The organism is Streptomyces sp. NPDC055400, assembly GCF_053644375.1.
In genome coordinates this window covers 159,257-184,758 of sequence record NZ_JBSHLM010000008.1, presented here as the reverse complement: position 1 = coordinate 184,758, position 25,502 = coordinate 159,257, and the positions used below count along the sequence as shown (strand labels likewise).

The window sequence follows — 25,502 nt, the reverse complement described above, 5'->3', positions numbered from 1 at the left end:
CGGTCACAAGTGAGTGACCCGAGTGGATCCGGGGGCGTCAGGCACGGTAGGCATGGAGGCATGAGTAACAACGGGGGATCCGCGTACGGCCCGAACGACCCGACGAGCTTCGGGCTCCAGCCGCCGCAGGAGCCGCACACGCCCCATCAGGGGAACCCGTACGCCCAGCCCCCCGCCGCGTATCCGCAGCCGCACCCGCAGCCCCCGCACCAGCCGCCGCCCACGCAGGTCGTGCCGCCGCGGCAGGCCTCGGAGCCCGAGCCGGGTGCCGGGCGTCTGATCGGCGGGCGCTACCGGCTCCTGAGCAAGCTCGGGCACGGTGGCATGGGCACCGTGTGGCGGGCCAAGGACGAGACGGTGGACCGCGAGGTGGCGGTCAAGGAGCCGCGCGTCCCCGACCATCTGCCGGAGCGCGAGCGGACCACCGTCTTCGAGCGGATGCGGCGCGAGGCACGCGCGGCGGCCCGGCTCGACCACCCGGCCGTGGTCAACGTTCACGATGTCGCCGTCGAGGACGGACAGCCGTGGATCGTCATGGAGTTCGTGCGGGGGCGCACGCTCGGTGACGCTCTCCAGGAGGGCACGCTCAGCGCCCGCGAGGCGGCGCGGATCGGCCTCGAAGTGCTCGGCGCCCTTGAGGCCGCGCACGCCGCGGGCGTCCTGCACCGCGACGTGAAGCCCGACAACGTGATGCTCGGCCGCCACGACCGCGTGGTCCTCACCGACTTCGGCATCGCCCAGATCGAGGGCGAGACCAATCTGACGGACACCGGCGGCTTCGTCGGCTCGCCCGAGTTCATCGCCCCGGAGCGGGTCCTCGGCCAGCGCCCGGGCCCCGCGTCCGACCTGTGGTCCCTCGGCGTCGTCCTGTACGCGGCGACGGAGGGCGTCTCGCCGTTCCGCCGCAACAACACGCCGGCGACACTCCAGTCCGTGATCAACGCGACCCCGGCGGCGCCCGCCGCGGCCCAGGGCCCGCTCGCCGAGGCCGTCAACGGCCTGCTCGCCAAGGACCCGGCCCGGCGCCCGAACGCGGCGCGCGTGCGCGACCTCCTGGAGCGCGCGGCCAATCCGCCGCAGCAGCCGCCCACTCAGGTCGTCCAGCTCGCGGGCCCCGGCGGCAAGGGCGTCAGCCTCAGCCGCAGGACGCTGCTCGGCGCCGGCGCCGCGGTCGTCGCGGCGGCGGTGGTGGCGTACCTGGTGATCGCGAACCCGTTCGCCGGCCCGCTGCCTGACGGGTGGCAGGACCACCAGGAGAAGACGCTCGCGGCGACGTTCGCGGCGCCGCCGGAGTACGTGCGGTCCCAGGTGGACAACAGCATCCAGAAGACCGATCACTGGGTCTCCTACCGGGATCCGAGCTACGCGGTCTCGGTCACCCTCTATCTGAAGAAGAAGTCCGAGGACAGCCTGAACGGGATCGCGAGCTCCGCGTCCGCGCAGGCGTACAAGGACTCCGACGAGATCAACAAGGGCGACAACACGGATATGGCGGAGAAGCCCCTTCCGCACAGCCGGACCGTCAAGACCACGTACAACGACCGTGAGTCCGCCGAGAACACGGTCACCTACACGGATGACAGCGATTCCGACGAGCTCAAGCCGCGCGAGGCGAAGGTCTTCTACTACAAGACCAGGTCGGGCGACATGTACCAGCTCTGGATCGACTACCCGGGCAAGGGCGACTTCACCGAGCGCGGCCGTGAGGTGGCGAAGCAGGCGATCGCCAACCTCCACATCGACAGACTCTGATCGGCGAGCAGCGGCGAGCAGCGGCGAGCAGCGGCGAGCATCGGCGAACTTTGGGTGAAGGCCCTGACAACGCCCCTGATCAGGGGCTTTGTTGCCAGCGATCGCTGGCGGCGTGTGAGTGCTTGGTGAAACCTCGTTACCCATGGGTACCCAAAACGTTGACGGGAGCCTACTCTCGCGCCATGACGGACTCGCAGGCCATCTCCAAGGACCGTACGGACAAGACCGGCACGAACCCGGTCGCCCCCGCCCCGCAGGGCACGCGCACCGCGGCCGACGTGGTGACGCCCGAGCTGGTCGCCCAGCTCACCAAGGGTGTGGCCGGCTCGGGCCGGACCGCCAACCACACGCCGTTCACCGGCGAGAAGCTGGCGGACCTGCCCGAGTCCACGCCCGAGGACGTCACGGAGGCCTTCGAGCGGGCCCGTGCCGCGCAGGCCGTCTGGGCGAAGGTGCCCGCGCGGCAGCGCGCCGCCGTGCTGCTGCGCTTCCACGACCTGGTGCTCGCCCGCCAGGCCGAGGTCCTCGACCTGATCCAGCTGGAGACCGGCAAGGCGCGCCTGCACGCGCACGAAGAGGTCCAGGCCGTGGCCGTCGCGGCCCGCCACTACGGCCGCAAGGCCCCCGCCTACCTGAAGCCGAAGCGGCACACGGGCGCCGTCCCGACCCTCACCAAGGTCACCGAGCTGCGCCAGCCGCGCGGCGTCGTGGGCCAGATCGCCCCCTGGAACTACCCGTTCGAGCTGTCCGTCGGTGACGCGCTTCCGGCGTTCGTGTCCGGCAACGCGGTGGTCATGAAGCCCGACACGGAGACCTGCCTGACGGCGCTGTGGGCGCGCGACCTGCTCATCGAGGCAGGGCTGCCCGCCGAGGTCTTCCAGGTCGTCATCGGCGAAGGCCCGGTCGTGGGGCCCGAGTTGGTCAAGCACGCCGACTACGTCTCGTTCACCGGCTCCACCCGCACCGGCCGCGAGGTCGCCCAGGGCGCCGCGGCGCGCCTCGTCGGCGTCTCGCTCGAACTCGGCGGCAAGAACGCGATGCTGGTCCTGGCGGACGCCGACATCGACAAGGCGGCGGCCGGCGCGGTCCGCGCCTGCTTCTCCTCCGCGGGCCAGCTCTGCATCTCCATCGAGCGGCTCTACGTCCACGAGTCGATCGCCGACGCGTTCGTCGAGCGGTTCGCCACGCGCACCAAGGCGATGCGCCTGGGCACGTCCCTCGCGTACGGCGCGGACATGGGATCCCTGGTCGGCGAGCGGCAGTTGGAGACGGTGACGCGGCACGTCGACGAGGCCGTGGCCAAGGGGGCGAAGCTCGTGGCCGGTGGCGTCGCGCGCCCCGACATCGGCCCCTACTTCTTCGAGCCGACCATCCTCGACGGCGTCGAGGCCCCGATGGCCGTGTGCGGCGAGGAGACCTTCGGCCCGGTGGTCTCCGTCTACCGCTTCACGGACGAGGACGAGGTCATCGACCTCGCCAACGGGACGCCGTACGGCCTGAATTCCTCGGTGTGGACGAAGGACGCGAAGCGTGGCCACGAGGTCGCCTCCCGGCTGCGCACCGGCACCGTCAACATCAACGAGGGCTACGCGCCCGCGTACGGCAGTGTCCAGTCGCCGATGGGCGGCATGAAGGACTCGGGCCTCGGCCGCCGCCACGGCTCCGAGGGCATCCTCAAGTACACCGAGGCGCAGACCGTCGCGCACCAGCGGATCATGCCGATGGCGCCGTCGTTCGGGATGACCGACGAGAAGTACGCGGCGTTCATGAGCCGCAGCCTGAAGGCGATGAAGACCTTCCGTCTTCGTTAGCGCACCACCCGTTCTCAACGAGGAGAGCCAGTGTCACAGGAGAACTCTGTCCGGAGTGAAGCCGGGAGTGCCGACGACGCCGTGTACGACTACGACGTCCTCGTCGTGGGTTCCGGCTTCGGCGGCTCCGTGTCCGCCCTGCGCCTGACCGAGAAGGGCTATCGCGTCGGCGTGCTCGAAGCGGGCCGCCGCTTCGAGCCCGGCACGCTGCCCAAGAACTCCTGGGACCTCAAGAACTACCTGTGGGCGCCCAAGTTCGGCATGTACGGCATCCAGCGCATACACCTCCTCGGCAATGTGATGGTCCTCGCCGGGGCGGGCGTCGGCGGCGGCTCGCTGAACTACGCCAACACGCTCTACGTGCCGCCGAAGCCGTTCTTCGAGGACCCGCAGTGGAAGGACATCACCGACTGGGAGGCGGAGCTCAAGCCGTACTACGACCAGGCGCAGCGCATGCTGGGCGTGCGGCTCAACCCGACCATGACGCCGGCCGACGTCCACCTCAAGGCGGCGGCCCAGGACATGGGCATCGGCGACACGTTCCACATGGCGCCGGTGGGCGTCTTCTTCGGTGACGGACTCGACGCCGTCGGCGGGGAAGGGGACGGGACCGGTTCGGTGAAGGCCGCGCCCGGCACGCAGGTCGACGACCCGTACTTCGGGGGCGCGGGCCCGGCCCGCAAGGCGTGCACCGAGTGCGGCGAGTGCATGACGGGCTGCCGCCACGGCGCGAAGAACACCCTCAACGAGAACTACCTGTACCTCGCCGAGAAGGCGGGCGCGGTCGTGCACCCGATGACGACGGCCGTCTCCGTCACCGACGACTCGCAGGGCGGCTACGCGGTCCAGACGCTCCCGACGGACGACAAGAAGAAGGGCGCGGGCCGCACGTTCAAGGCCCGGCGCGTCATCGTCGCGGCCGGTACGTACGGCACGCAGACCCTGCTGCACCGCATGAAGGCGGGCGGCCAACTCCCGTACCTGTCCGCCAGGCTGGGCGAGCTGACGCGGACGAACTCGGAGGCGCTCGTCGGCGCCCAGACCAACAACCGCCGCTACAAGAAGCGTCACGGCAAGCCCAAGGTCGACTTCACTCAGGGCGTCGCGATCACGTCCTCGATCCACCCGGACGAGAACACGCACATCGAGCCGGTCCGCTACGGCAAGGGCTCGAACGCGATGGGCGGCATGACGATCCTTCAGGTCCCGTACGCGCAGGGCTCGTCCCGCGTGGCCGGGTGGCTCGCCAACGTGGCGAAGCATCCGACGCTGCTGGCGCGTTCGCTCTCCAACCACCGCTGGTCCGAGCGGACCATCATCGGCCTGGTCATGCAGTCGCTCGACAACTCGCTGACGACCTATCTGAAGCCGGACGGCATCGGCAAGGGCCTGCTCACGGCCGAGCAGGGGCATGGCGCGCCCAACCCCAAGCAGATCAAGGCCGCCGTGGACGCCGCGTCCACGATCGCCGCCGAGATCAACGGCTTCGCCGGGTCGAACGTCGGCGAGTTGATGGGCACGCCGCTGACCGCGCACTTCCTGGGCGGCTGCCCGATCGGCGACTCCCCGCAGACGGGTGTCATCGACCCGTACCACCGCCTCTACGGGCACCCGGGCATCTCGGTCGTCGACGGCGCCGCGGTCACGGCGAACCTGGGCGTGAACCCGTCCCTGACCATCACGGCCCAGGCCGAGCGCGCGATGTCGTACTGGCCCAACAAGGGCGAGGAGGACCCGCGGCCGGCGCAGGGCGTGGCGTACGCGCGGCTGTCGGCCGTGGCGCCGAAGAACCCGGCGGTTCCACAGGACGCGTTCGGCGCGCTGAAGCTGCCGTTCCTGGGAATGCCGGCGGTTCCGCCGAAGCCGGCCGGGAAGTAGCCCCGGGCACACGAAAGGACCTGCGCCCCCCTCCGAGCGCAGGTCCTTTCGTGTGCCCCTACGGGGTGTTACGCGGCGGCGCCGGCCTTGCGGCGACGCACGGCGAACACGGCACCGGCACCGGCGACGACGGCGACGCCGCCGATCAGACCGATGGTCGGGACCATGGAGGACGAACCGGTCTCAGCGAGGCTGCCGGTCACCTCCTGGGTGTTGTCGTCGTTCGGCTTCTCCGACGGCATCGGAACCTTGCCGCCTTCCTGCGGCTTGGTGCCGTCGGTGTCCGTGCCCGGCTTCACGATCTCGATGACGTAGGCGGCGGAGCTGTCGCTGATGCAGTCCAGCTCGTCGTCGTTGTAGAAGCCGCCGCCGATGGTCAGGCCGGAGCCGATCGGGGCGCTGGCCTTGACGTTCAGGCGCAGCTGGTAGTTGGTGGACTTGCCGGCCTTGATGCCCGACAGGTCGAGGAAGCCGAACGAGTGGCCCTCGCCGTCGTCGATGTCGACCCAGGTGCCGTCGACCTTCGCCTGGAGGTGGACCTGGCTCGTCTTGAACGCGTTCTCGGCGTTCTCGTCGTTCGGGCCGACACCCGCGTAGAAGATGGCCTCGTCGAGGTCCGACTTCGTCGGGTTCTTCACGTTCAGCGTGAAGTTGTGCCAGCCGCTGCCCGCCGCGATCTTGCCCGGCAGGCCGTTGAGCGAGACGGCCAGCTTGGACTGGTAGTCCTTGTTGTCCTCCTCGCAGATGCCGGTCGGTTCGGTCGGCTCGTCGCTCGGCGTGGGCGACGCGGACGGCGAGGCCGAGTCGGTCGCCGTGGCCGTCGCGGCCGCGGCGGGGGTGGTGCTGTCCGCGGCGGGGGTGGTGCTCGCGGCCTCCGAGGGGGTCGTGGTCTCGGGGGCCGGCGTGGTGGTCTCGGGGGCCGGCGTGGTGGTCTGCGGGGCCGGGGTGGTCGTCTCGTCGGAAACCGCGGCGGGCGGCGCGGGCGGCTCGTCGTCGGCGAACGCGGCCGGCGCCGAAAGGAGCGCGATCGGGGCTATCGCAGCCGTCGCGGCCGCGGCGGCCAGGGCACGGCGAAGCTTCATGAAGACCTCGGAAAGTCCGGCGTACTGCGGCGCAGTACGAGCTGGGAGGCCTCCGCGTTGTGGGGTCGCGGGTGTGGCCGTTGGTTCCGCACAGGTGACCGGCAACGCCGGGAAATGGTTGCCCTCGACCTCACACGATTCTTATGTGAGCTGGGTCACCCGGTGCCCCGTACAACCTTTGCGGCGATCTCCGATCGTTACGCAAAGCGCTGGCAAAGGAGGCTGGCCGAGGGCTTGGATGGCGCCTCGGTAGGGGCCGACGCGTGGTCCCGTGCCGCAGAGGACGAAGGTGGGAATGTGAAGTCAGGTGTGAGGCGTGCCGTGGCGGCCGCGGCCGTGGTCGCGGCGCTGGGTGTGACGACGGCGTGCGGGGGGTCCTCCGAGACCGGCGACGACGCCAGGAAGCCGGCGAAGCCGGCCGCCTCGGAGAAGACCACGGCGCCCGCGAAGCCCGCCGAGGAGGGCGCGAAGGCGCTCACGGCGGCCGAGCTGGAGAAGGCCGTCGTCGCCACGGGCGACGTCAAGGGCTACAAGGTCGAGAAGGTGGGCAAGGACGACCTGCCGCCGACCGAGAGCGTCGCCGCGAAGCCGGCCTCGTGCCAGCCGCTCGCCGACATGTTCATGTTCTCGACGCGGCCGACGGCGAAGGACCGGGTCGTGCGCACGCTCATGGCGACGGACGAGCTCGACCCCAAGGTGACCTCGCTGGCGCTGCTCGCGCACGACGGCGCCGACGCCGCCAAGGTCATGAAGGACGTGCGCACGGCCTCGAAGAGCTGCACCGCGTACGAGCACGTCGACTACAAGTACAGCGGCGTCAAGGAGCGGCCCGCGCCCGACGCGGGTGACGAGGCGGTCTCGTACGACGTGAAGGGTGTCATCGACGGCGACAAGGTCCCGATGACCTTCACCGTGGTGCGCAGCGGCTCGACGGTCGTGGCCTTCTACACCATGAACATGCTGGACTCGAGCAAGACCGATGTGCCGAAGGTGATCGTCGACGCGCAGCTCGCGAAGCTGGAGAAGACCGTCTGACCTCGATGGTCCGGACCGGACAGGTTCGGCCTGGCCCGGTGGGCACAGCGAAGGGCCCCGCGGACGCGTCCGCGGGGCCCTTGGCCTTCAGCACCGACGTCAGGGCGGCGTCGGTGCCGGGGGAGCGGCGCTGGGGGGTTGCGCCGCTGGTGCGGGTCTGCCAGGGGTCGCCACCCCGGCGCGTGGTGGCGTGCGGAGGGGCGGGCCTGCGGCGATTCACTTGTGAAGCCCGGGACCGGGGCTCTGTGGGGTGTGGGGGTTTCTCCGCATCGTGCTCGCGGGTCTGCCGTGCGCGCAACCGTTTCGACCGACCGTTTCGACCACAGGGGCGAAGGGGTTCTGCTGGGAGGCCGACCGGCCCCGGGCGTCCCCGGGACCGGTCGTTCTCTTGGGTGACCGGGCTGCTGTCCCCTGCCGTCCGGTCACAAACGCTGGAGCGAGGTCCCACGACGTACGGCATGGATCCCTACGTCTCATCGCTCCAGCGGAGCCACGCGTGGATTGAGCGGGCCCGCCCCTGGCTGGCACGGACATCGGGACCAACGAAGGGTGCCGCGCACCGGTCACGCGCCGTACGGGTGAGAGCGGATCCGAACGTGGGTGCGGTCGAGTAGGCCTCAGACCCGGCCCCGGCACAGCTCCAGGAGCGTCATCGCGAGGCCGGTGCCGGGCTTGCCGAGGGCGTCCCTGTAGTGGCCCAGGACTTCCAGCTCGCGCGCCAGGTTCACGCGGCGCCCGCCCGAGGTGATGCGCGCCTCCTGGATGACGGCCGAGACGGCCATCCGTTCCTGGATCAGGCCGATGATCCGGTCGTCGAGCGAGTCGATGCGCTCGCGGGCGCCGGTGATCACGTCGGCGGCCTCGGAGGTGCGGGCGCCGGTCTTTTCGCTGGGGGTCGCGGTGGTGGTCATCTTGGGGCTCCTCGTCGTATGGGGACGGGTGTCCCGGAGTGGCAAGGACCGGAGATGACAGAGCGCCCCGGGCCTTGTCGGCCCGGGGCGCCCGGTAAGTCGCTTGTCAGGTGATCAAGCAGCTCGACCATGGCAGCCGGCGGGCCGGTTGCCATAGGTAAAGAGGAAGTCGATGCGGTGCTTGGTCACAAGGCCAGTATGCCCCGGCCCGGTGGCCCCGGCCACCGCGTCCGTGGGATGAGACGAAGAGTGTCCGTCCGGGCCCGTTAGAATCGACAAATACAGACCCCCGCTCGTGTTCCACCGCCGGAAGGCCGCCGCCGTGCCATCAGCGTCCCCCGCTGCCGCCCCTGACACCGTTCTGGTCGTCGACTTTGGTGCGCAGTACGCCCAGCTCATCGCCCGCCGCGTCCGCGAGGCCCGCGTCTACAGCGAGATCGTGCCGAGCACCATGCCGGTCGAGGAGATGCTCGCCAAGAACCCGAAGGCGATCATCCTCTCCGGCGGCCCCTCGTCCGTGTACGCGGAGGGCGCCCCGCGCCTGGACCGCGCCATCTTCGAGGCCGGCGTCCCCGTCTTCGGCATGTGCTACGGCTTCCAGCTGATGGCCACGACCCTCGGCGGCACCGTCGACGACAACGGCGCCCGTGAGTACGGCCGCACGCCGCTGACCGTCTCCCGCCCCGGCTCCACCCTCTTCGAGGGCACTCCGACCGAGCAGTCCGTGTGGATGTCGCACGGCGACGCCTGCTCGGCCGCGCCCGAGGGCTTCACCGTCACCGCGTCCACGGACGTCGTGCCGGTCGCGGCCTTCGAGAACGACGCCAAGAAGCTGTACGGCGTGCAGTACCACCCCGAGGTCATGCACTCCACGTACGGCCAGCAGGTCCTCGAGCACTTCCTCTACCGGGGCGCCGGCATCGAGCCGACCTGGACCACGGGCAACGTGATCGACGAGCAGGTCGCCGCGATCCGCGAGCAGGTCGGCACCAAGCGCGCGATCTGCGGCCTGTCCGGCGGCGTCGACTCCGCGGTGGCCGCGGCCCTCGTCCAGAAGGCCATCGGCTCCCAGCTGACCTGCGTGTACGTCGACCACGGCCTGATGCGCAAGGGCGAGACCGAGCAGGTCGAGAAGGAGTTCGTCGCCTCGACCGGCGCGAACCTCAAGGTCGTCGACGCGAGCCAGCGCTTCCTGGACGCGCTGGCCGGGGTCTCCGACCCCGAGACCAAGCGGAAGATCATCGGCCGCGAGTTCATCCGCGTCTTCGAGCAGGCGCAGGCGGAGATCGTCGCCGAGGGCGCGGCCGACGGCGAGGACGTCGCGTTCCTGGTCCAGGGCACGCTCTACCCGGACGTCGTCGAGTCCGGCGGCGGCACCGGCACGGCGAACATCAAGTCCCACCACAACGTGGGGGGCCTCCCCGAGGACCTGGAGTTCGCGCTCGTCGAGCCGCTGCGCCAGCTCTTCAAGGACGAGGTGCGCATGGTCGGCGCCGAGCTCGGCCTGCCGGACGACATCGTCCAGCGCCAGCCGTTCCCGGGCCCCGGCCTCGGTATCCGCATCGTCGGCGAGGTCACCAAGGACCGGCTCGACCTGCTGCGCGAGGCCGACGCCATCGCCCGCGAGGAGCTGACGGCGGCCGGTCTCGACCGTGACATCTGGCAGTGCCCGGTCGTCCTGCTCGCGGACGTCCGCAGCGTCGGCGTCCAGGGCGATGGCCGCACCTACGGCCACCCGATCGTCCTGCGCCCCGTCTCCTCCGAGGACGCCATGACGGCGGACTGGACGCGCATGCCGTACGACGTCCTGGCGAAGATCTCGACCCGCATCACGAACGAGGTCGCGGACGTCAACCGCGTCGTGCTCGACGTGACGAGCAAGCCGCCGGGCACCATCGAGTGGGAGTAGTCGCTCCCCGACACCGTGTGTGAAGGCGCCGCCCACTGCCGCATGGAGTGGGCGGCGCCTTCATGTCTGCGGGGCGGCTCAGGTGCGCTTCAGGGTGCGTACCGGCTCGCCGCCCGGCTTCCACACCTGTACGACCAGGTATTTCTCGTCCTCGATGAAGGTGCGGGTGACCTCGGTCAGCTCGGTGCGGAAGAGGTGGAAGTCGTCGGGGTCGGGGACCTGGACCGAGTCCGTGTACGAGGCGATGACCTCGGGGTCCTCGACCAGCAGCGCCCGTCCCGAGATCCGTACGTCCCCGCCGCCCATGCCGGTGCCGTCGCCCGGGTTGGCCTGGACGGCGAAGCGCGGGTCCCGGAGCAGATCGCGCGCCTTGAGCGAGCCCGGCATCATGCCGAGCCAGAACTCCCCGTGCAGGAACCGCACCTCCAGTCCGCTCGTGCGCGGCGAACCGTCCTTGCGCAGGGTCGCCAGGGTGTGGTGCTGGAACCGGCCGAAGCGCTTCTCGACCGTCTTGGCGAGGTCCGGTTCGGCCGTGGCGAAAGTGGCCCAGTTCGATGTCATACGCCGAGTCTGGCGCGGATACCCGACACCTGCTGTCCGGTATGCGCGGCGCCGCCCGCGACGAGTTCGGCGCACTCTCTTCACCGCCCGCCTCTGTCCTCCTGCGCTCCTCGGAGGTAACTTCCGCTCCATGTCCACGCAGACGCCGCCGCCGGTCCCCAACGAACACCTCCAGTTCGCGATGCCTCCCATCCATGACTCCCCGGCCGACGAGCGTCGGCACCGCATGGAGCGGCTCGCGGGCGCGCTGCGCATCTTCGGGCGTCTGGGCTACGAGGACGGGGTGTCGGGACACATCACGGTGCGGGACCCGGAGTACGACGACTGCTACTGGGTGAATCCCTTCGGGATGCCGTTCAAGCACGTCACCGTGTCCGACCTGGTCCTCGCCAACGGGGACGGACAGGTCGTCGAGGGCCGCCGCCATGTGAACCAGGCCGCGTTCACCGTCCATGCCCAGGTCCACCGGGCGCGGCCCGACGTGGTCGCCGTCGCGCACTGCCACTCGCTGTACGGGCGGGCGCTGTCCACGCTCGGCGAGCTGCTCGACCCGATCACCCAGGAGGCGTGCGCCTTCTACGAGGACCACGCGCTGCTCGACGAGTACACCGGCGTGGCCGTGGACCCGGACGAGGGGCGGCGGATCGCGGCCGCGCTCGGCTCGTACAAGGCGCTCATCCTGCGCAACCACGGGCTGCTCACCGTGGGCGACTCCGTCGACTCGGCCGCGTGGTGGTTCCTGTCGATGGAGCGCTCCTGCCAGGTGCAGCTCGCTGCGCGGGCCGCGGGCCGCCCGATTCTGATCGACCACCGCCAGGCCGTGGCGTCACGGGAGCAGCTGGGCGGCGACCTGGTGGCGTGGATCAACCATCAGCCCCTGTGGCAGGAGATCAGCAGCGCGGAGCCGGATCTGCTGTCCTGAGCGGAGGGCCGGTGTCGTCCTGAGCCGGGGCGGTGCCGACTCGGGTCGGGGCAGCGGTGCCGTGAGCGGGGGCAGCGGCGCCGTGCGCCGGGGCCGTCGTCCTTGAGCCGGGGCTGTGGCCTCGGGGGTCAACACCGGCGTTCACCGTTCACCCCCTCTGACCGGACCTGGCGGCCCTGGACGGCCTGGCGTACGGCACAATTCCCAGTCATTACACGGAAGTTGACGCGCGGCCGTTCGGGCCGGGCGGGCTCCGGACGGGAAGGCGGGCGTACCGGGTGGCGGTCCAGGAGGCGCGAGAGGGAACGCACGGCGGGGGCTGCACCTGCGGCGACTGCCCGCACGGGGCGCGCGAGGGGCACCGCAGGGCCGTGGCCGCGTTCCTCGCGAAACGGGACGAACTGGCGGCCGGGCAGGGGCTGCCCGCTGCCGTCGCGCACTCGGCGGGCGCGTCCCGCCAGTGGGTCTCGGACGAGCTGACCCAGTCCGCGCGGGGCATGGCCGATCGCGGGCGCGCCGAGGGCGACGCGTGGCTCGCCGGGCTGTGGCCGCGCACCGTCGGCGTGGTGTGGGGCGGGTGCGCGCTGCTCCTGATCGTGCAGGCGCTCACGGCGATCGGCGCGGGCTGGACGCTTGCGCGCACGGCGGGACTGCTCGCGGCGGTCGTCGTGGGCGGCCTCCTGACCGGCGCGGCCTACGTCCACCGGGCGGCCGGCGGGGTGCTCGCCCCGGTCGTCGGCGAGGACAACCGCCTGTCCACCTCCCGGGCCGTCGCCGCCTCCTGGGTCCTCGTCGTGGTCTACGTCGTCCTCGTCCTGGCGGGCGAGCTGGCCGGCGCCTCCGGCCACCGCGAACGGGACGCGCTGATCTCCGGCCTCGAACTCGCCCGGGGCGCCGGGATCGTGACCGTCCTCGCCGTCGTCTGCGGGGTCGCCGTTCTGGTGCGGCGGGTCGTGGGGGTGCGCGTGCTGGGCCAGCGCCTGCAGAAGGTGCGAGCGGACCGGCCGCGCTTCGCCGACCTGCTCACGGACGACTCCGGACGCGGCACCTTCGCCGACATCCAGTACGTGCTGATCTCGGCCGTCGCGCTCGTCTTCGTAGCGGTGCGTCTCGCCCGCCGCCCCGGTCAGCTGCCCGATCTGCCGTGGGGCCTCGCCCTGCTGGTTCTCGTCTCGGCGGCCACCTACCTCGCGGCCAAGTACGCGGAGGGCGGCCGGCCCGTGATCCATTCGGTCGTGCGGTCCCGTGAGGCCGGGGACCTGGACGCGCCGATCCGCACCGGCGACGACATCGAGATCCGCGGGGCCGGCTTCGTGCCGCCGGGCGCGGCCACCGCGGACCGGCTCTCCCGGATGATCGTCCGCATCGGTCCCGTGCACGTCCATGTGCCTCTGGTCCCGGTTCAGGGCGGATTCACCAACCCCACCGACTCGACCTTGACGGTCCCGGTTCCCGTGGACGTCGAGCCGGGGCGGGTCGACGTCCAGGTCGTCACCGCGGCGGGCGTGGAGACGAACCGGTGCGCGATCGACGTTTCGGACTGAGTGCCCACGTCCGGCCTGCGCCAATAGCTGAACGTTACTGAACAGTCGCGCCCGCTCGTACGTATGGTCAAGGGACGGGCAATCCTGCGGGCACCGATGCGGGTGCGAGAGGCGGCGGACGGGCGATGACCCATGGCATGCGGACGGACATCCACAGCAATTACGTCAACGGCAGAGGCGGCTGGCGGGACAACGCCCAACGGTTTGCCCTCCTTCCTTTGCGGATCTTCCTCGGTGTCACCTTCATCTACGCGGGGCTCGACAAGCTGACCGACAGCGCGTTCTTCCACGCCACCGGAGCGGGGTCGATCGGTGAGCAGATGCGCGGGGTGCGGGACATCTCCGCAATCCCCGCCATGGTCGACCTGGCACTCAAGAGCCCGACCGGCTTCGGATACGCGATCGCCTTCGGTGAACTGGCAGTCGGCATCGGCACGCTGATCGGTCTGCTCGCCCGGCTCGCCGCCGTGGGCGGCATGCTGATCTCGCTCAGCCTGTGGCTGACGGTGAGCTGGGCCACCGAGCCGTATTACCTCGGAAACGATCTTGCCTATCTGATGGCGTGGCTGCCGCTGGTGCTTGGGGGGGCTTCGGTGTTTTCGGTGGATGCGGTGCTTGCGGCTCGGCGCCGGGCCCGGGGCGGGCTTGGCTGACGGGTTTCTTTGTGCGGCGGGGGCTTCAGGGGCCCGTGTCGTGTTTTTGGCTGCTGGCGGGTTGTGGCTGGGCGCGCAGTCCCCCGCGTCCCTTGGCGGGCGCCCGTGCGCCGTTTCCGGTCTTACGGGGAGCCGGAGTCCGTCGGGTGGGGTCTTTGGCGGCGGCGGATTGCGTAGGTCGCTGTGCCCGCTACTGCGGCCAGGACGAGGCCGACGGTGACCAGGGGGATCACCGCGAACCACTCCACCTCCCAGCAGCCCAGCGCGGCGCCCAGGTAGAGGACTCCGGCCGCGGTCAGGAACAGGCCCGCGATCAGCTTTCCCGGCTGGAAGTCATGACGTGGCACGGGCCACCTCCGCCTGTCCGACACCGACTTCGAGCCGCAGCTCGACCGTTCCGCCGTCCTTGCTGCCCACCGGCGGTGTGAGGGTCACCCTTTGCTCCTGTCCCGGACGGATGTCCACGTCCTGTGTCTTTTCGTCCGGCAGCCGGATGTCACCGACGCCCACCTCGGCCCGCAGCACGACCGTCGCGTCCTTCGGCACGATGACCTTGAGCTGCCCCGCCCCGACCTCCGCTCTCGTCGTCAGCGTCTTGCCCTTGCCGAGATCGATCCCGCTCAGATCGAGCGTGCCGACGCCCGTGCCCAGCTCGTATCTCGGCTCCACCTGGGCCACCGAGGCCGGGGTCCAGGTGGTGCGCATCCAGTGGGTGGTGATGTTGGAGGGGAGCGCGGCCGACGCGGCGAGGAGGCCCGCCGTGATGACCGCGAGGATGATCGAGCCGGCGCCGGTCCGTCCGACGACCGCGCTGAGCGCGATGCCCAGACCGAAGACGACGAGCGCGCTCGCGAGTCCGGCCTGGAGGGCCGTGCCGAGCGGGTGGCCGTCCCAGGTCGCCGCCGTGCCCGCGCAGCCCGCGGCCAGCGCGAGCAGGAACGTCCAGCCGCCGATCCAGCGCGGCCCGCGCTGCTTGGGCACCCCGCCTTCCGGGCCGCGGGAGGAGATGTCAGGGCCCCAGGCCGTCCGGTGCCCGTGCGGCGTGGGCTCGTACCGGATGTCGACGCCGCTGTCGGGCCCCCAGAAGTACCCGGTCCCTCCGACGTGCGTGCCGTCCTTGACTATCGGGTCCCGCCACCAGGACGGCGCCCCGGCGACGGGCGGAGCCTGCGCCTCGGGCGGCGCGTCGGCCACGGTCTGCGCGGCCAGAGGGTCGGGGTCGGCCGCTCGGCGCTGCTGGGACCAGTACCCCGCGCCCGCGAGGAGCAGGGCGAGGACGGCGGCGAAGGTGAGCACTCCTCCGTTGTTCAGCATGGAGAGGAAGAGCCCGCAGCCGACGAGCGCGAAGAGCACGGCCGTCAGCGCCGGGCCGTCCACGCGGCCGGAGAGGAGCTTGCGCGCCTCGTTCTCCTCCTCGTCGTCGTACGGGACGAAGAGCCAGGCGAAACCGTAGAAGATCAGGCCGAGCCCGCCCGTCGCGGCGAGCACCGCGAGGCCGATCCGGAAGATCACCGGATCCATGTCGCAGTGCCGGCCGAGTCCCGCACACACTCCGCCCAGCGTCCCGTGCCGCCGGTCGCGCCGGAACTTGCCCGGCGGCGCGGGGACGCCGGGCTCCTGTCCCGGTGCGGGCGGCGCGGACGCACCGCCGGAACCGCGCCCGGGCACCGCGTCCTGCGGCTGCCCGGCCTGCGCTCCCGTCGAGGCGTGCTGGTGATCTGTCATGCGTCCATCGTGACGGGCCGAGGTCCGCCGCGGCAGTCGGGACGACCCTGGACCAACCCTGATATTGCCCCTGACGGCGCTCGGGGCCGGGCCGGAGATCAGGGGAGTCTCCGGGCTGAACCCTGATGCCCGGGGCCCGCCCCACGTGTGACCATCAATGGCATGCCGGAAGCCGCAGCAGCACCCATTGACGTCCCGCGGCCGCCGCGCAAGCTCTACCGCTCCAGCGACGGACGCTGGCTCGGCGGAGTGGCGCGGGGGCTCGCCGGGCATCTCGGCCTGCCCGTGATCTGGGTGCGGCTCGTCTTCGTGGGCCTGTTCATGGCGGACGGCCTCGGCGCTCTCCTGTACGCGGCGTTCTGGTTCTTCGTCCCCCTCGGTGTCGGAGGGGTGGGCAGCGAGCGGACCCCTGCCTTCACCACGGAGACGGCCACGGACGGGCGGCGCAGACTCGTCGCCCGCAAGCCGGACAAGGGGCAGATCGTCGCCCTGCTCCTCATGGTCGTCGTGTCGATGGTGTTCGTCGGCAATGTGAATCTGGCGGGGAACGCGAAGGCGTATCTGTGGCCGACGCTCCTCGTCGGTGCGGGCGTGGCCCTCGTCTGGCGCCAGGCGGACAATGCGCGCCGGGCCCGCTGGATGGAGGTCGGCCGCCGCAAGCGGACGCTGAATCTGGCGCGGGCCGCGGCGGGTGTCGTACTCGTCGGGGCCGGTGTCACCGGGATCTTCGTGCTCCAGGGGTCGGCCGAGCACCTCGGCTCCATCCTTCAGGCCGCCCTCGCCGTCCTCGTCGGCATCGCCCTCCTCGCCGGCCCCTATCTCGTGCGCATGACGCAGGATCTGTCCGAGGAGCGCCTCATGCGGATCCGCGCGCAGGAGCGGGCGGAGGTCGCGGCCCATGTCCACGACTCGGTCCTGCACACCCTCACGCTGATCCAGCGGAACGCGGAGAGCGCGGGCGAGGTGCGGCGCCTCGCCCGCGCACAGGAGCGAGACCTGCGGGCCTGGCTCTACAGACCGGAGGGGAACGGGAAGGACGAGGCGCAGGAGCCCGGCACGGTGGCGGAGGCGGTCAAGCGCAGCGCGGCCGAGGTCGAGGACAAGCACGGGGTGCCCCTCGAGGTGGTGGTGGTCGGCGACTGCCCGCTCGACGACGCTCTCTCGGCGCAGATGCAGGCTGCGCGGGAAGCGATGGTGAATGCCGCCAAGTACGGTGGCGAGGGCGGTGCGGTCCAGGTCTACGCCGAGGTCGAGGAGGAGACGGTGTTCGTGTCCGTACGCGACCGGGGCCCCGGTTTCGACCTCGACTCGATTCCCGCGGACCGGATGGGCGTACGAGAATCGATCATCGGCCGGATGGAGCGCAACGGCGGCACGGCGCGGCTGCGCGCGGTGCCGGACGGCGGCACGGAGGTCGAACTGACCATGAAGAGGGCGGAGAAGACCCCATGAGTGACGAGCAGGTCAAGCCGGACGCGACCGCGGCGGGCGAGCCGGAGACGGAGCCGGTCGGCCGTCACGCACGCGTGGTCCTTGTCGACGACCACCGGATGTTCCGCACCGGCGTCCAGGCCGAGATCGGCCGCACGGAGACGACGGGCGTCGAGGTGGTGGGCGAGGCCGCGGACGTGGACCAGGCGGTCACGGTCATCACGGCCACGCGCCCCGAGGTCGTCCTCCTCGACGTGCACCTTCCCGGTGGTGGCGGCGTCGAAGTCCTGCGCCGCTGCGCCCCGTTGATGGCGGCGGCCGACAACCCGGTCCGCTTTCTGGCCCTTTCCGTGTCGGACGCCGCGGAGGATGTCATCGGCGTCATCCGCGGTGGCGCCCGCGGGTACGTCACCAAGACGATCACCGGCACGGATCTGGTCGACTCGATCTTCCGCGTCCAGGAAGGCGACGCGGTCTTCTCGCCGCGTCTGGCCGGCTTCGTCCTCGACGCGTTCGCGTCCACGGACGCCCCGCCGGTCGACGAGGACCTCGACCGCCTCACGCAGCGCGAGCGCGAGGTCCTGCGTCTCATCGCCCGCGGATACGCGTACAAGGAGATCGCCAAGCAGCTCTTCATCTCCGTGAAGACGGTCGAGTCCCACGTCTCGGCGGTCCTCAGAAAGCTCCAGCTGTCGAACCGCCACGAGCTGACGCGGTGGGCTACGGCGCGACGCCTGGTGTGACGGGCGGTGACGACGCGTCTTCCGCAGTCCGCGCTGAGCAGCGGCGCCATATTCCACCTCGTCGGTCTCGCGGCCGACGCGGCCGCATCGGGTGATCCGCTGGAGTGGCAGGTGCTGCGTTACCAGCGCATGCAGGGGGTCGAGTACACCCGCTCACCGTGGAGCTGGCCGTTGCAGCCGGCCGCGGCCCAACTCGACTATCTGGCCCACACGTTCACCGAGGAGTTCTTCTCGACCTGCCCGCCGTCCGCCCGTGCTCTGTGGCGTCGGGCGGCGGGGGAGCGGACGGTGCCCGAGTTCATGAACGACCTGGCGACGCTCCTGCGGATGGCGTGCCGCGACCCCGAGGCGACGTACGAGGAGATCCCGCTCGCCCGCTGGGAGCTGGAGGTGAGATTTCCCCGGCTGCTCGGCATGGAGAACTGGTTCGAAGCGGCGTTCATCGACGACGAGGACCCACTCCGCTCGGCGATCGAGAGCGAACACCCGTACTGTGCAGAGCACTTGCCGGACCTGATCGCCCAGGTGGCACAGGCGCTCGCCCTGTGCCGGGACTCGGCACCGTTCGCCGCGCAGTTGCGCGCGCACTGCGGCTCCACGTCTCCCGAGTTGCTGGCCGAGGTGGCCGATCGCGCGTACGCCCACATGGCGCGCGAGCACCGGAACGGCACTCTCGTCACGCCACCCGCGTAGCCCCCGCGAACGGCATCTCGTCGATCGGGGCGATGCGGACGGGAGCGCTCGGGTTCGGGGCGTGGATCATCTTGCCGTTGCCGATGTAGAGGCCCACGTGGCTGATGCCCGAGTAGAAGAACACCAGGTCACCCGGCTGCAGTTGGGAGCGTGGGATGCGAGGGCCCGCGTTGATCTGGGAGTACGTGGTGCGCGGCAGGGAGATGCCCGCCGAGCGGTACGCGGCCTGGGTGAGGCCGGAGCAGTCGAAGGCGTTCGGGCCCGTGGCGCCCCACACATAGGGACTGCCGAGGGCGCTGTAGGCGTAGGAGATGGCCGCCGCCGTGCGGGAGTCCGGGGCCTTGGGAAGGGCGCCGGACGGCACCTCGCGGGAGGAGTCCGAGCGGGAGGCGCGGCCGGCCGCGCCGCTGTCGCCGGCGCCTGCTCCGACGCCGGCGCGCTCGGCCGCCGGTAACTGGTCGAGCAGACGCTTCGCCTCGGCCAGCTTCCCGGTGACCGTCTTCTTCTGCTTCTTCAGCTCTCCCTGCCGCTCGCGCAGCTCGGCGAGCCGGCCGTCGGCCTCGGAGCGCAGCTGGTCGATCTGCCGGAGTTCGCGCTGGACGCGCCCGACCGCGGAGGCCTGCCGGGTGCCGAGCCGGTCGGCGAGCGCCGCGTTGTCGAGGTACTGGGCGGGGTCGGAGGACAGGACGAGCTGGACCGCCGGGTCGAGGGCGCCGGTGCGGTACTGCGCGGCGGCGGCCGAACCGAGCGCCTCGCGCTGGGTGTTGAGCCGGTCCGTCCTGCGGGCCGCCTCGTCCCGCAGGGAGCCGAGCTTCTTCTCGGCCTTGTCCGCCTTCTCCTTGGCGCCGTTGTACTTCTCGGTGGCCTTCTCGGCCTCCTGGTAGAGCTGGTCGACCTTCGCCTTCACCTGGCTCGGGGTGAGCCGGGGCTCCGCGTGCGCCGCGCCGTCCAGGGCGGTGGCGGTCGCCGCGGAGGCGAGAGCGAGGGTCGCCGCGGTGCGGGCCGTGGGGCCGGTGAGCGAGCGCTGTCGGGGCTTGCGGTGCGCTGCCGACACGAGGGGCACGTCCTTCCGGTACGTACTGCTTACGCGTCCGGCGGCGGCCGCACAGGGGAAGCGGGCCGCCGCCGGACCTTTCTCGGCGGTAGGTGCCCGACTGCCGCCCCTGAGCGGGGCGGGGGTGGGGAGCCGGTCACCTGAGGAAGGACGCTAAACCTGGCCGTCACGGGTTGGTGATGGATTGTCCCCAACTGGTCCTTGTGTTCCGGGTGTGACCGTATGTGACCGGCACGGGACCGGTGCGGGCCGGTTCATGGAGGCAGTGAGGCCCCGGCTAGGCTCGCCGGTCATGGACGTACTCATCCACCTCTTCGTCGGCCTGCACATCATCGGCATCGCCTCGCTCCTCGGTGGGTTCCTCACCCAGATGAAGGCGATGGGCAAGGGAACGGCCCGGTTCGTCCCGGCGATGCTGCACGGCGCGCTGACCATGCTGGTCACGGGCGTCGTCCTGGTGGGCCTGAACCAGGCGGACGGCAACACCGTCAACAACATCAAGATCGGCGTGAAGCTCGCGCTGCTGATCGTGATCCTCGGCCTCGTGTACGTGAAGCGGGACGACGAGAAGGTGGACAAGGGGCTGTTCGGCCTCGTCGGCCTCCTGACCACCGCGAACATCTTCATCGCGGTCCTCTGGACCTGAGCCGTCACCGTCCTCGGGATCCGGGTCAGGCGGGTGTCCGGGACCTGAACGTCCCGAACAGGGCGGCGAGCCACGCGGCCACCGCGATCCACACCAGTACCTGCCCCGGCCCCTTGAGCCAGGGCACATCGGCGGCGGCGCTCACCGACAGTGCCGCCGCCGCTGTCATTCCCATCGGGAAGACCGTCGACCAGCGCCGCACGTCGTAACGCGGCCTGGGCCACCGCACCTCCGCCAGTGCCAGCACGACGTAGCAGGCCACATCGAGCGCGAGCAGCAGGAAGCTCATGGTGCGCAGGACGTCCGTGTCGTCCCTGTTCCACAGACCCGTCGCGACGAGCTTGGACGCGGCGAGTGCGGAGATGGCGAGCGCGCCGCCCGCGACCCAGTGGTCCCCGGCGCCGGAGGCCACCTCGCGCAGGTCGAAGTGGAGCAGCGCGAGGCAGTACAGGATGATCCCGCCCCAGAAGAGCACCATCCCGGTGAACGCGAGCCAGTGCGCGCCGACCGCGGGCGCGAGCGTCGCCGCCAGGACGACGAGGCCCTGCGTCGCGACACAGCCGAGGAACACGGCCCCCGGCATCCGCGGCTTCCAGTGCCGTACGACGTTGATCAGGAGCACCGGCCAGACGAGCGCGGACAGGGCGAGGAGCGCCTCGGCCAGGGTCTGCCAGCCGAACATGGAGATCCGGGTGCCGAGGACGGTCGTCGCCGCGACCGCCGTGAGCGCGGGCGGGGTGTCCGCCTCGGACTCCCAGCGGTCGCGCTCCCGCATCAGCCGCTTGGTGAAGTCCGCCGCCAGGACGAGCCAGAGGGCGGCGGCGAGCACCAGCATGATGCCGCTCAGCACCGAGTGACCGGTCAGTCGCAGGCCGACCGAGATGATGCCGGTGGCCATGACGGCGGCGCCGGCGGCCGGGGGGAGCTGGGACCACGTGGGTCCGGGGCGTGGGGTTGCGTTCGGGCCGCGCACCGCCCGAACGTAACCCCACGAAGGCGGTCAGGCCGGGCGCACCACGCTGTGGATCGGCATGTAGTAGATCGACTCGACGCGGACGTTCGCGCCCGGCTTCGGCGCGTGGATCATCTTGCCGTCGCCTATGTAGATGCCGACGTGGCTGATGTCGTCGTAGAAGAAGACCAGGTCGCCGGGCTGGGCGTTGGCCGTGGTGACGGTCGTTCCGACCTTGACCTGGTCCCAGGTCGTGCGCGGCAGCGAGATGCCGGCCGCCTTCCACGCGGCCTGCGTGAGGCCCGAGCAGTCGTACGAGTCCGGGCCCGTGGCGCCCCACACGTACGGCTTGCCCATCTGGGCCTCGGCGAAGTCGATGACCTTCGCGGCCTTGGTGGCGTAACCGCTGCTGGTGCTCCCGGAGCTCGTACCCGTCCCCGAACCGGTGCCGGTGTCCGGGTTCTCCTTCTGGCTCGCCTCCTCGGCCGCCTTGCGCTTGGCCTCCGCCTCGGCCTGCTGACGCGCCAGCTCCTCCGCCTTCTTCCTGGCGGCCTCCTGCTTCCTCTTCTCGATCGCCGCGAGCCGCGCCTTCTCCTCGGCGGTCAGCTTCGACAGGAGTTCGCGGGCGTCACCGAGCTTCTGCTGGACGTCCCTCTTCGTGCTCTTGAGCGTGGCCTGCGAAGTGGTCAGCGTCTCCAGGCTCTTGGTCGCCTCCGTGCGCTTCTTCGTGGTGGCGGCCTGCTCGGTCTGGTAGTCGTCGACGGCCTTCTTCTGGCGGCTCGTGAGCCGGCTCATCAGCTGGTCCTGGTCGAAGTAGTCCTGCGCGTCGTCGGCGAGGAGCAGCGTCGCGGTGTCGGAGACGGCGCCCGTGCGGTACTGGGCCGCGGCGAAGGTGCCGAGCTCCTGGCGGGCCTTGTTGAGCTTCTCGGTGCGCTGCGCGACGTCGTCGAGCAGGTCGCCGACGCGCTTCTGCTGCTTGGTGGTGCGCTCCTTGGCCGCGTTGTACTTCTCCGTGGCCACGCCCGCCTGGTGGTAGAGGGTGTCGACCTTCTTCTGGACCTCTTCCAGGCTCGGCTTCGGCGGCGCGGAGGGGGCGGCGGTCGCGGTCTGCGAGAGGAGGGCGATGGAGGTGAGGGCCGCCGTGGTGATGCCGACGACGGGGGCGGTGCGGGGGCCGGGTGTTCTGGTGCGCGGCTTGCGGTGCGACGCCAAGGGTCGCGTCTCCTTCCCATGACCGCCTACCGGGTTAGCTGTCGGGTTCGGGCGGAGGTTCGGAAGGCTGCCCTACGGCCGTGCCCTGACGGGTCGTCGGCCGATTCACCCCAAGGTCGTGGGTCCCCGGTTCCATGCCTCTCGGCGTACTGAACTCAGCGGGGGCGACCCGCTCGCGGCGCGGTTGCCGGCGGGGGGACGGGCGGCCCGCGGAGCACGCTAGCCAACTCGTGTGGCTGCTGTGAAGGTTGATGTTCGATATGCCCGATACATTTTCGTGACCTTCGGCAATCTCGTTCGTGACCTCCGGTAACCCTTGCTGAGGGTGATTGCTGCACTACGAGAGGTGGCCGGGCCCGTGAAGTCGGGGGGAAGTTCCCGGGACGGCCGTGGGTGTCAGTGGGGCGGCCTAGACTCGTAGAGCGATGAGCAGCCTCTTTGACGACAGCTTCCTGGCGGACCTCACGGCTTCGAAGGCCAGTGAGGAGCATGCCCCGCCGCCGCCCGAGGACGACACGGCTCCGGAGCACGTTCCGGACGACCTGTTCGACGGGAAGTTCGACGTGCCCCCGGCCAGGGACGAGTACTACCGGGACGGCGCCCCACGCCCGGCGCTCGACCCGGCGGCGCTCCTCGACGGGCTGAACGAGAACCAGAAGGCGGCCGTCGTCCACGGCGGCTCCCCGCTGCTCATCGTGGCGGGCGCGGGGTCCGGCAAGACCCGCGTGCTCACGCACCGCATCGCGTACCTCCTCGGCGAGCGCGGTGTGCACCCCGGCCAGATCCTCGCGATCACGTTCACGAACAAGGCCGCGGGAGAGATGAAGGAGCGCGTCGAGTCCCTCGTCGGCCCGCGGGCGAACGCGATGTGGGTGTCGACGTTCCACAGCGCCTGCGTCCGCATCCTGCGCCGCGAGTCGAAGAAGCTCGGCTTCACGTCGTCGTTCTCGATCTACGACGCCGCCGACTCCAAGCGCCTCATGGCCCTGGTCTGCCGCGACCTCGACCTGGATCCGAAGAAGTTCCCGCCGAAGTCCTTCAGCGCCAAGATCTCGAACCTGAAGAACGAGCTGATCGACGAGGAAGACTTCGCAGCTCAGGCTGCCGACGGCTTCGAGAAGACCCTCGCCCAGGCCTACGCGATGTACCAGTCCCGCCTCCGCGAGGCGAACGCGCTGGACTTCGACGACCTGATCATGACGACGGTGCACCTCCTGCGCGCCTTCCCGGACGTCGCCGAGCACTACCGCCGCCGCTTCCGCCACGTCCTGGTCGACGAGTACCAGGACACGAACCACGCGCAGTACGCGCTGGTCAGGGAGCTGGTGGGGTCGGCCGACAGCGGCCGCGGGGAGGACGAGCCGCCCCGCGCGGACGACCTCCCGCCGGCCGAGCTGTGCGTCGTGGGTGACGCCGACCAGTCGATCTACGCGTTCCGCGGAGCCACCATCCGGAACATCCTCCAGTTCGAGGAGGACTACCCCGACGCGACAACGATCCTGCTGGAGCAGAACTACCGCTCGACGCAGACCATCCTCTCCGCGGCCAACGCGGTCATCGAACGCAACGAATCCCGCCGCCCCAAGAACCTGTGGACGAATGCGGGCGCGGGCGCGCAGATCACCGGGTACGTCGCGGACACCGAACACGACGAGGCGCAGTTCGTCGCCGACGAGATCGACCGGCTCACGGACGCGCGCGACGCGAAGGCCGGCGACGTCGCCATCTTCTACCGGACGAACGCGCAGTCCCGTGTCTTCGAAGAGATCTTCATCCGCGTCGGCCTGCCCTACAAGGTCGTCGGCGGAGTCCGCTTCTACGAGCGCAAGGAGGTCAGGGACGTCCTGGCCTATCTGCGGGTGCTTGCCAACCCCGAGGACTCCGTCCCCCTGCGCCGCATTCTCAATGTGCCCAAGCGCGGCATCGGCGACCGTGCCGAAGCGATGATCGACGCGCTCTCCCAGCGCGAGAAGATCTCCTTCCCGCAGGCGCTGCGCCGCGTCGACGAGGCGTACGGCATGGCGGCCCGCTCGACGAACGCGGTCAAGCGGTTCAACACGCTGATGGAGGACCTCCGCACGATCGTCGAGTCGGGCGCGGGCCCGGCCACGGTCCTGGAGGCCGTGCTCGAACGGACCGGCTATCTGGCCGAGCTGCAGTCGTCGACGGACCCGCAGGACGAGACGCGCATCGAGAACCTTCAGGAACTCGCGGCCGTGGCCCTGGAGTTCGAGCAGGAGAGCGCGACGGCGGACGGCGCGGCCGAGGGTGCGGGCGAGGCGAGCGTCGGTACGCTCTCCGAGTTCCTGGAGCGGGTCGCGCTCGTCGCCGACTCCGACCAGATCCCGGACGAGGAGGACGACGGCTCCGGCGTCATCACGCTGATGACGCTGCACACCGCCAAGGGCCTCGAGTTCCCGGTCGTCTTCCTGACCGGCATGGAGGACGGCGTCTTCCCGCACATGCGCTCCCTCGGCCAGGTCAAGGAGCTGGAGGAGGAGCGCCGCCTCGCCTACGTCGGCATCACGCGCGCACGCGAGCGCCTGTATCTGACGCGCTCCACGCTGCGCAGCGCCTGGGGCCAGCCCTCGTACAACCCGCCGTCGCGCTTCCTGGAGGAGATCCCGGACACGCATCTGGAGTGGAAGCGGACCGGCGCCATGGCGCCCGCCAAGTCGGCCGGCCCGACGAGCGGTATCGCCGCGTCCCTCTCGTCGTCGCGCTCGCGCTCGACACCGGCGTTCGCCACGCGCCGGGCGACGGAGAAGCCCGTCGTCGCACTGTCCGTGGGAGACCGGGTCACGCACGACCAGTTCGGCCTCGGTACGGTCGTCGGAGTCAAGGGCACAGGGGCGAACGCGGAGGCGACGGTCGACTTCGGCGAGCCCAAGCCGAAGCGCCTGCTGCTGCGGTACGCGCCGGTGGAGAAGCTGTAGCGCTGTAGGCCGGTGGGGCAGCTGCGGGGAGGCTGCCGCCGGGAGGCTCGGC

Annotated in this window: 21 protein-coding genes and 1 riboswitch; of the genes, 13 read left to right on the top strand and 8 right to left on the bottom strand. The window is 70.8% G+C overall.

The annotated features are described in order from the left end of the window. Positions 1 to 60 precede the first annotated feature (60 nt). The 3 genes from ACWIGU_RS22265 to ACWIGU_RS22255 all read left to right on the top strand — a co-directional run bounded on the left by ACWIGU_RS22265 (position 61) and on the right by ACWIGU_RS22255 (position 5,441). On the top strand, positions 61 to 1,752 hold the full coding sequence (locus tag ACWIGU_RS22265; protein WP_454403355.1) for a serine/threonine-protein kinase: 1,692 nt from the start codon (positions 61 to 63) through the stop codon (positions 1,750 to 1,752). A gap of 182 nt (positions 1,753 to 1,934) precedes the next feature. Next, positions 1,935 to 3,563 (top strand): succinic semialdehyde dehydrogenase, encoded by a 1,629-nt coding sequence (locus ACWIGU_RS22260; RefSeq protein WP_454403353.1) that lies wholly within the window; start codon positions 1,935 to 1,937, stop codon positions 3,561 to 3,563. Between the two features lie 30 nt (positions 3,564 to 3,593). After that, the gene (locus ACWIGU_RS22255) at positions 3,594 to 5,441 is read left to right on the top strand and encodes a GMC oxidoreductase (RefSeq protein WP_454403351.1); all 1,848 of its coding nucleotides are present in this window, start codon (positions 3,594 to 3,596) and stop codon (positions 5,439 to 5,441) included. A gap of 68 nt (positions 5,442 to 5,509) precedes the next feature. Here ACWIGU_RS22255 and ACWIGU_RS22250 read toward each other — a convergent pair whose 3' ends face one another. Further along, positions 5,510 to 6,523, bottom strand: coding sequence for an LAETG motif-containing sortase-dependent surface protein (locus tag ACWIGU_RS22250; RefSeq protein ID WP_454403349.1), 1,014 nt, complete (start codon positions 6,521 to 6,523; stop codon positions 5,510 to 5,512). A gap of 297 nt (positions 6,524 to 6,820) precedes the next feature. Here ACWIGU_RS22250 and ACWIGU_RS22245 point away from each other — a divergent pair, with 297 nt between their 5' ends. Next, a complete protein-coding gene (locus ACWIGU_RS22245; protein ID WP_454403347.1) occupies positions 6,821 to 7,558 on the top strand; it encodes a hypothetical protein in 738 nt (245 codons plus the stop codon). 617 nt (positions 7,559 to 8,175) lie between these two features. Here ACWIGU_RS22245 and ACWIGU_RS22240 read toward each other — a convergent pair. After that, positions 8,176 to 8,469, bottom strand: coding sequence for a chorismate mutase (locus ACWIGU_RS22240; protein WP_454403345.1), 294 nt, complete (start codon positions 8,467 to 8,469; stop codon positions 8,176 to 8,178). A 322-nt stretch (positions 8,470 to 8,791) separates the two neighbouring features. Here ACWIGU_RS22240 and guaA point away from each other — a divergent pair, with 322 nt between their 5' ends. Then, positions 8,792 to 10,378 carry a glutamine-hydrolyzing GMP synthase gene (gene guaA, locus ACWIGU_RS22235; RefSeq protein WP_356283709.1) on the top strand — a complete coding sequence of 529 codons (1,587 nt, stop codon included), beginning with the start codon at positions 8,792 to 8,794 and terminating at the stop codon, positions 10,376 to 10,378. A gap of 78 nt (positions 10,379 to 10,456) precedes the next feature. Here the strand turns inward: guaA and ACWIGU_RS22230 are convergent, their stop codons facing one another. Next, positions 10,457 to 10,939, bottom strand: a complete 483-nt coding sequence (locus ACWIGU_RS22230) for a pyridoxamine 5'-phosphate oxidase family protein (RefSeq protein WP_454403343.1) — start codon at positions 10,937 to 10,939, stop codon at positions 10,457 to 10,459. 130 nt (positions 10,940 to 11,069) lie between these two features. On the opposite strand from ACWIGU_RS22230, the gene ACWIGU_RS22225 reads away from it, so the two are divergent. From ACWIGU_RS22225 to ACWIGU_RS22215, 3 genes are all read left to right on the top strand, one after another. Next, positions 11,070 to 11,861, top strand: a complete 792-nt coding sequence (locus ACWIGU_RS22225; protein WP_454403341.1) for a class II aldolase/adducin family protein — start codon at positions 11,070 to 11,072, stop codon at positions 11,859 to 11,861. Positions 11,862 to 12,139: 278 nt separating this feature from the next. Beyond that, on the top strand, positions 12,140 to 13,405 hold the full coding sequence (locus ACWIGU_RS22220) for a hypothetical protein (RefSeq protein ID WP_454403339.1): 1,266 nt from the start codon (positions 12,140 to 12,142) through the stop codon (positions 13,403 to 13,405). A gap of 125 nt (positions 13,406 to 13,530) precedes the next feature. Then, positions 13,531 to 14,058: a DoxX family protein gene (locus ACWIGU_RS22215; RefSeq protein WP_454403337.1), complete on the top strand. Its 528-nt coding sequence runs from the start codon at positions 13,531 to 13,533 to the stop codon at positions 14,056 to 14,058. A 122-nt stretch (positions 14,059 to 14,180) separates the two neighbouring features. Here ACWIGU_RS22215 and ACWIGU_RS22210 read toward each other — a convergent pair whose 3' ends face one another. Continuing rightward, positions 14,181 to 14,405 carry a hypothetical protein gene (locus ACWIGU_RS22210; protein WP_454403335.1) on the bottom strand — a complete coding sequence of 75 codons (225 nt, stop codon included), beginning with the start codon at positions 14,403 to 14,405 and terminating at the stop codon, positions 14,181 to 14,183. Further along, complete coding sequence (locus ACWIGU_RS22205; protein ID WP_454403333.1) at positions 14,392 to 15,783, bottom strand: PspC domain-containing protein; 1,392 nt, start codon at positions 15,781 to 15,783, stop codon at positions 14,392 to 14,394. The genes ACWIGU_RS22210 and ACWIGU_RS22205 overlap by 14 nt, the downstream gene beginning before the upstream one ends. A gap of 162 nt (positions 15,784 to 15,945) precedes the next feature. Between ACWIGU_RS22205 and ACWIGU_RS22200 the strand changes: the two genes are divergently transcribed. From ACWIGU_RS22200 to ACWIGU_RS22190, 3 genes are read left to right on the top strand one after another with little or no spacing between them, the layout of a single operon-like run. Then, entirely contained in the window at positions 15,946 to 17,235 is a 1,290-nt protein-coding gene (locus ACWIGU_RS22200; RefSeq protein WP_454403331.1) for an ATP-binding protein, read from the top strand. Further along, entirely contained in the window at positions 17,232 to 17,957 is a 726-nt protein-coding gene (locus ACWIGU_RS22195) for a response regulator transcription factor (RefSeq protein ID WP_356283685.1), read from the top strand. The genes ACWIGU_RS22200 and ACWIGU_RS22195 overlap by 4 nt, the downstream gene beginning before the upstream one ends. A 6-nt stretch (positions 17,958 to 17,963) precedes the next feature. Continuing rightward, positions 17,964 to 18,650 carry a hypothetical protein gene (locus ACWIGU_RS22190; RefSeq protein ID WP_454403328.1) on the top strand — a complete coding sequence of 229 codons (687 nt, stop codon included), beginning with the start codon at positions 17,964 to 17,966 and terminating at the stop codon, positions 18,648 to 18,650. On the opposite strand, the gene ACWIGU_RS22185 is transcribed toward ACWIGU_RS22190, so the two are convergent. Continuing rightward, positions 18,634 to 19,704, bottom strand: coding sequence for an NlpC/P60 family protein (locus ACWIGU_RS22185; protein ID WP_454403326.1), 1,071 nt, complete (start codon positions 19,702 to 19,704; stop codon positions 18,634 to 18,636). The two genes, ACWIGU_RS22190 and ACWIGU_RS22185, sit on opposite strands and share 17 nt — an antisense overlap. 292 nt (positions 19,705 to 19,996) lie before the next feature. Here ACWIGU_RS22185 and ACWIGU_RS22180 point away from each other — a divergent pair, with 292 nt between their 5' ends. Next, a complete protein-coding gene (locus ACWIGU_RS22180; protein ID WP_266561052.1) occupies positions 19,997 to 20,350 on the top strand; it encodes a hypothetical protein in 354 nt (117 codons plus the stop codon). 25 nt (positions 20,351 to 20,375) lie between these two features. Here ACWIGU_RS22180 and ACWIGU_RS22175 read toward each other — a convergent pair whose 3' ends face one another. Next, on the bottom strand, positions 20,376 to 21,323 hold the full coding sequence (locus ACWIGU_RS22175) for a tellurite resistance/C4-dicarboxylate transporter family protein (protein WP_454403324.1): 948 nt from the start codon (positions 21,321 to 21,323) through the stop codon (positions 20,376 to 20,378). 27 nt (positions 21,324 to 21,350) lie between these two features. Further along, positions 21,351 to 22,514, bottom strand: coding sequence for an NlpC/P60 family protein (locus ACWIGU_RS22170; protein WP_454403323.1), 1,164 nt, complete (start codon positions 22,512 to 22,514; stop codon positions 21,351 to 21,353). A gap of 8 nt (positions 22,515 to 22,522) precedes the next feature. Then, positions 22,523 to 22,671, bottom strand: a riboswitch (cyclic di-AMP (ydaO/yuaA leader). A gap of 268 nt (positions 22,672 to 22,939) precedes the next feature. Here ACWIGU_RS22170 and pcrA point away from each other — a divergent pair. Continuing rightward, positions 22,940 to 25,450, top strand: coding sequence for a DNA helicase PcrA (pcrA, locus tag ACWIGU_RS22165; RefSeq protein WP_326774469.1), 2,511 nt, complete (start codon positions 22,940 to 22,942; stop codon positions 25,448 to 25,450). Positions 25,451 to 25,502: the final 52 nt, after the last annotated feature.

What these genes read in the sequence shown, in the direction of transcription:
- ACWIGU_RS22260 (WP_454403353.1), top strand. Translation starts at nt 1,935, where the DNA reads ATGACGGACTCGCAGGCCATCTCCAAGGACCGTACGGACAAGACCGGC.
- ACWIGU_RS22250 (WP_454403349.1), bottom strand. Translation starts at nt 6,523, where the DNA reads ATGAAGCTTCGCCGTGCCCTGGCCGCCGCGGCCGCGACGGCTGCGATA.
- ACWIGU_RS22230 (WP_454403343.1), bottom strand. Translation starts at nt 10,939, where the DNA reads ATGACATCGAACTGGGCCACTTTCGCCACGGCCGAACCGGACCTCGCC.
- ACWIGU_RS22200 (WP_454403331.1), top strand. Translation starts at nt 15,946, where the DNA reads ATGCCGGAAGCCGCAGCAGCACCCATTGACGTCCCGCGGCCGCCGCGC.
- ACWIGU_RS22215 (WP_454403337.1), top strand. Translation starts at nt 13,531, where the DNA reads ATGACCCATGGCATGCGGACGGACATCCACAGCAATTACGTCAACGGC.
- pcrA (WP_326774469.1), top strand. Translation starts at nt 22,940, where the DNA reads ATGAGCAGCCTCTTTGACGACAGCTTCCTGGCGGACCTCACGGCTTCG.
- ACWIGU_RS22225 (WP_454403341.1), top strand. Translation starts at nt 11,070, where the DNA reads ATGTCCACGCAGACGCCGCCGCCGGTCCCCAACGAACACCTCCAGTTC.
- ACWIGU_RS22265 (WP_454403355.1), top strand. Translation starts at nt 61, where the DNA reads ATGAGTAACAACGGGGGATCCGCGTACGGCCCGAACGACCCGACGAGC.
- ACWIGU_RS22240 (WP_454403345.1), bottom strand. Translation starts at nt 8,469, where the DNA reads ATGACCACCACCGCGACCCCCAGCGAAAAGACCGGCGCCCGCACCTCC.
- ACWIGU_RS22205 (WP_454403333.1), bottom strand. Translation starts at nt 15,783, where the DNA reads ATGACAGATCACCAGCACGCCTCGACGGGAGCGCAGGCCGGGCAGCCG.
- ACWIGU_RS22180 (WP_266561052.1), top strand. Translation starts at nt 19,997, where the DNA reads ATGGACGTACTCATCCACCTCTTCGTCGGCCTGCACATCATCGGCATC.
- ACWIGU_RS22195 (WP_356283685.1), top strand. Translation starts at nt 17,232, where the DNA reads ATGAGTGACGAGCAGGTCAAGCCGGACGCGACCGCGGCGGGCGAGCCG.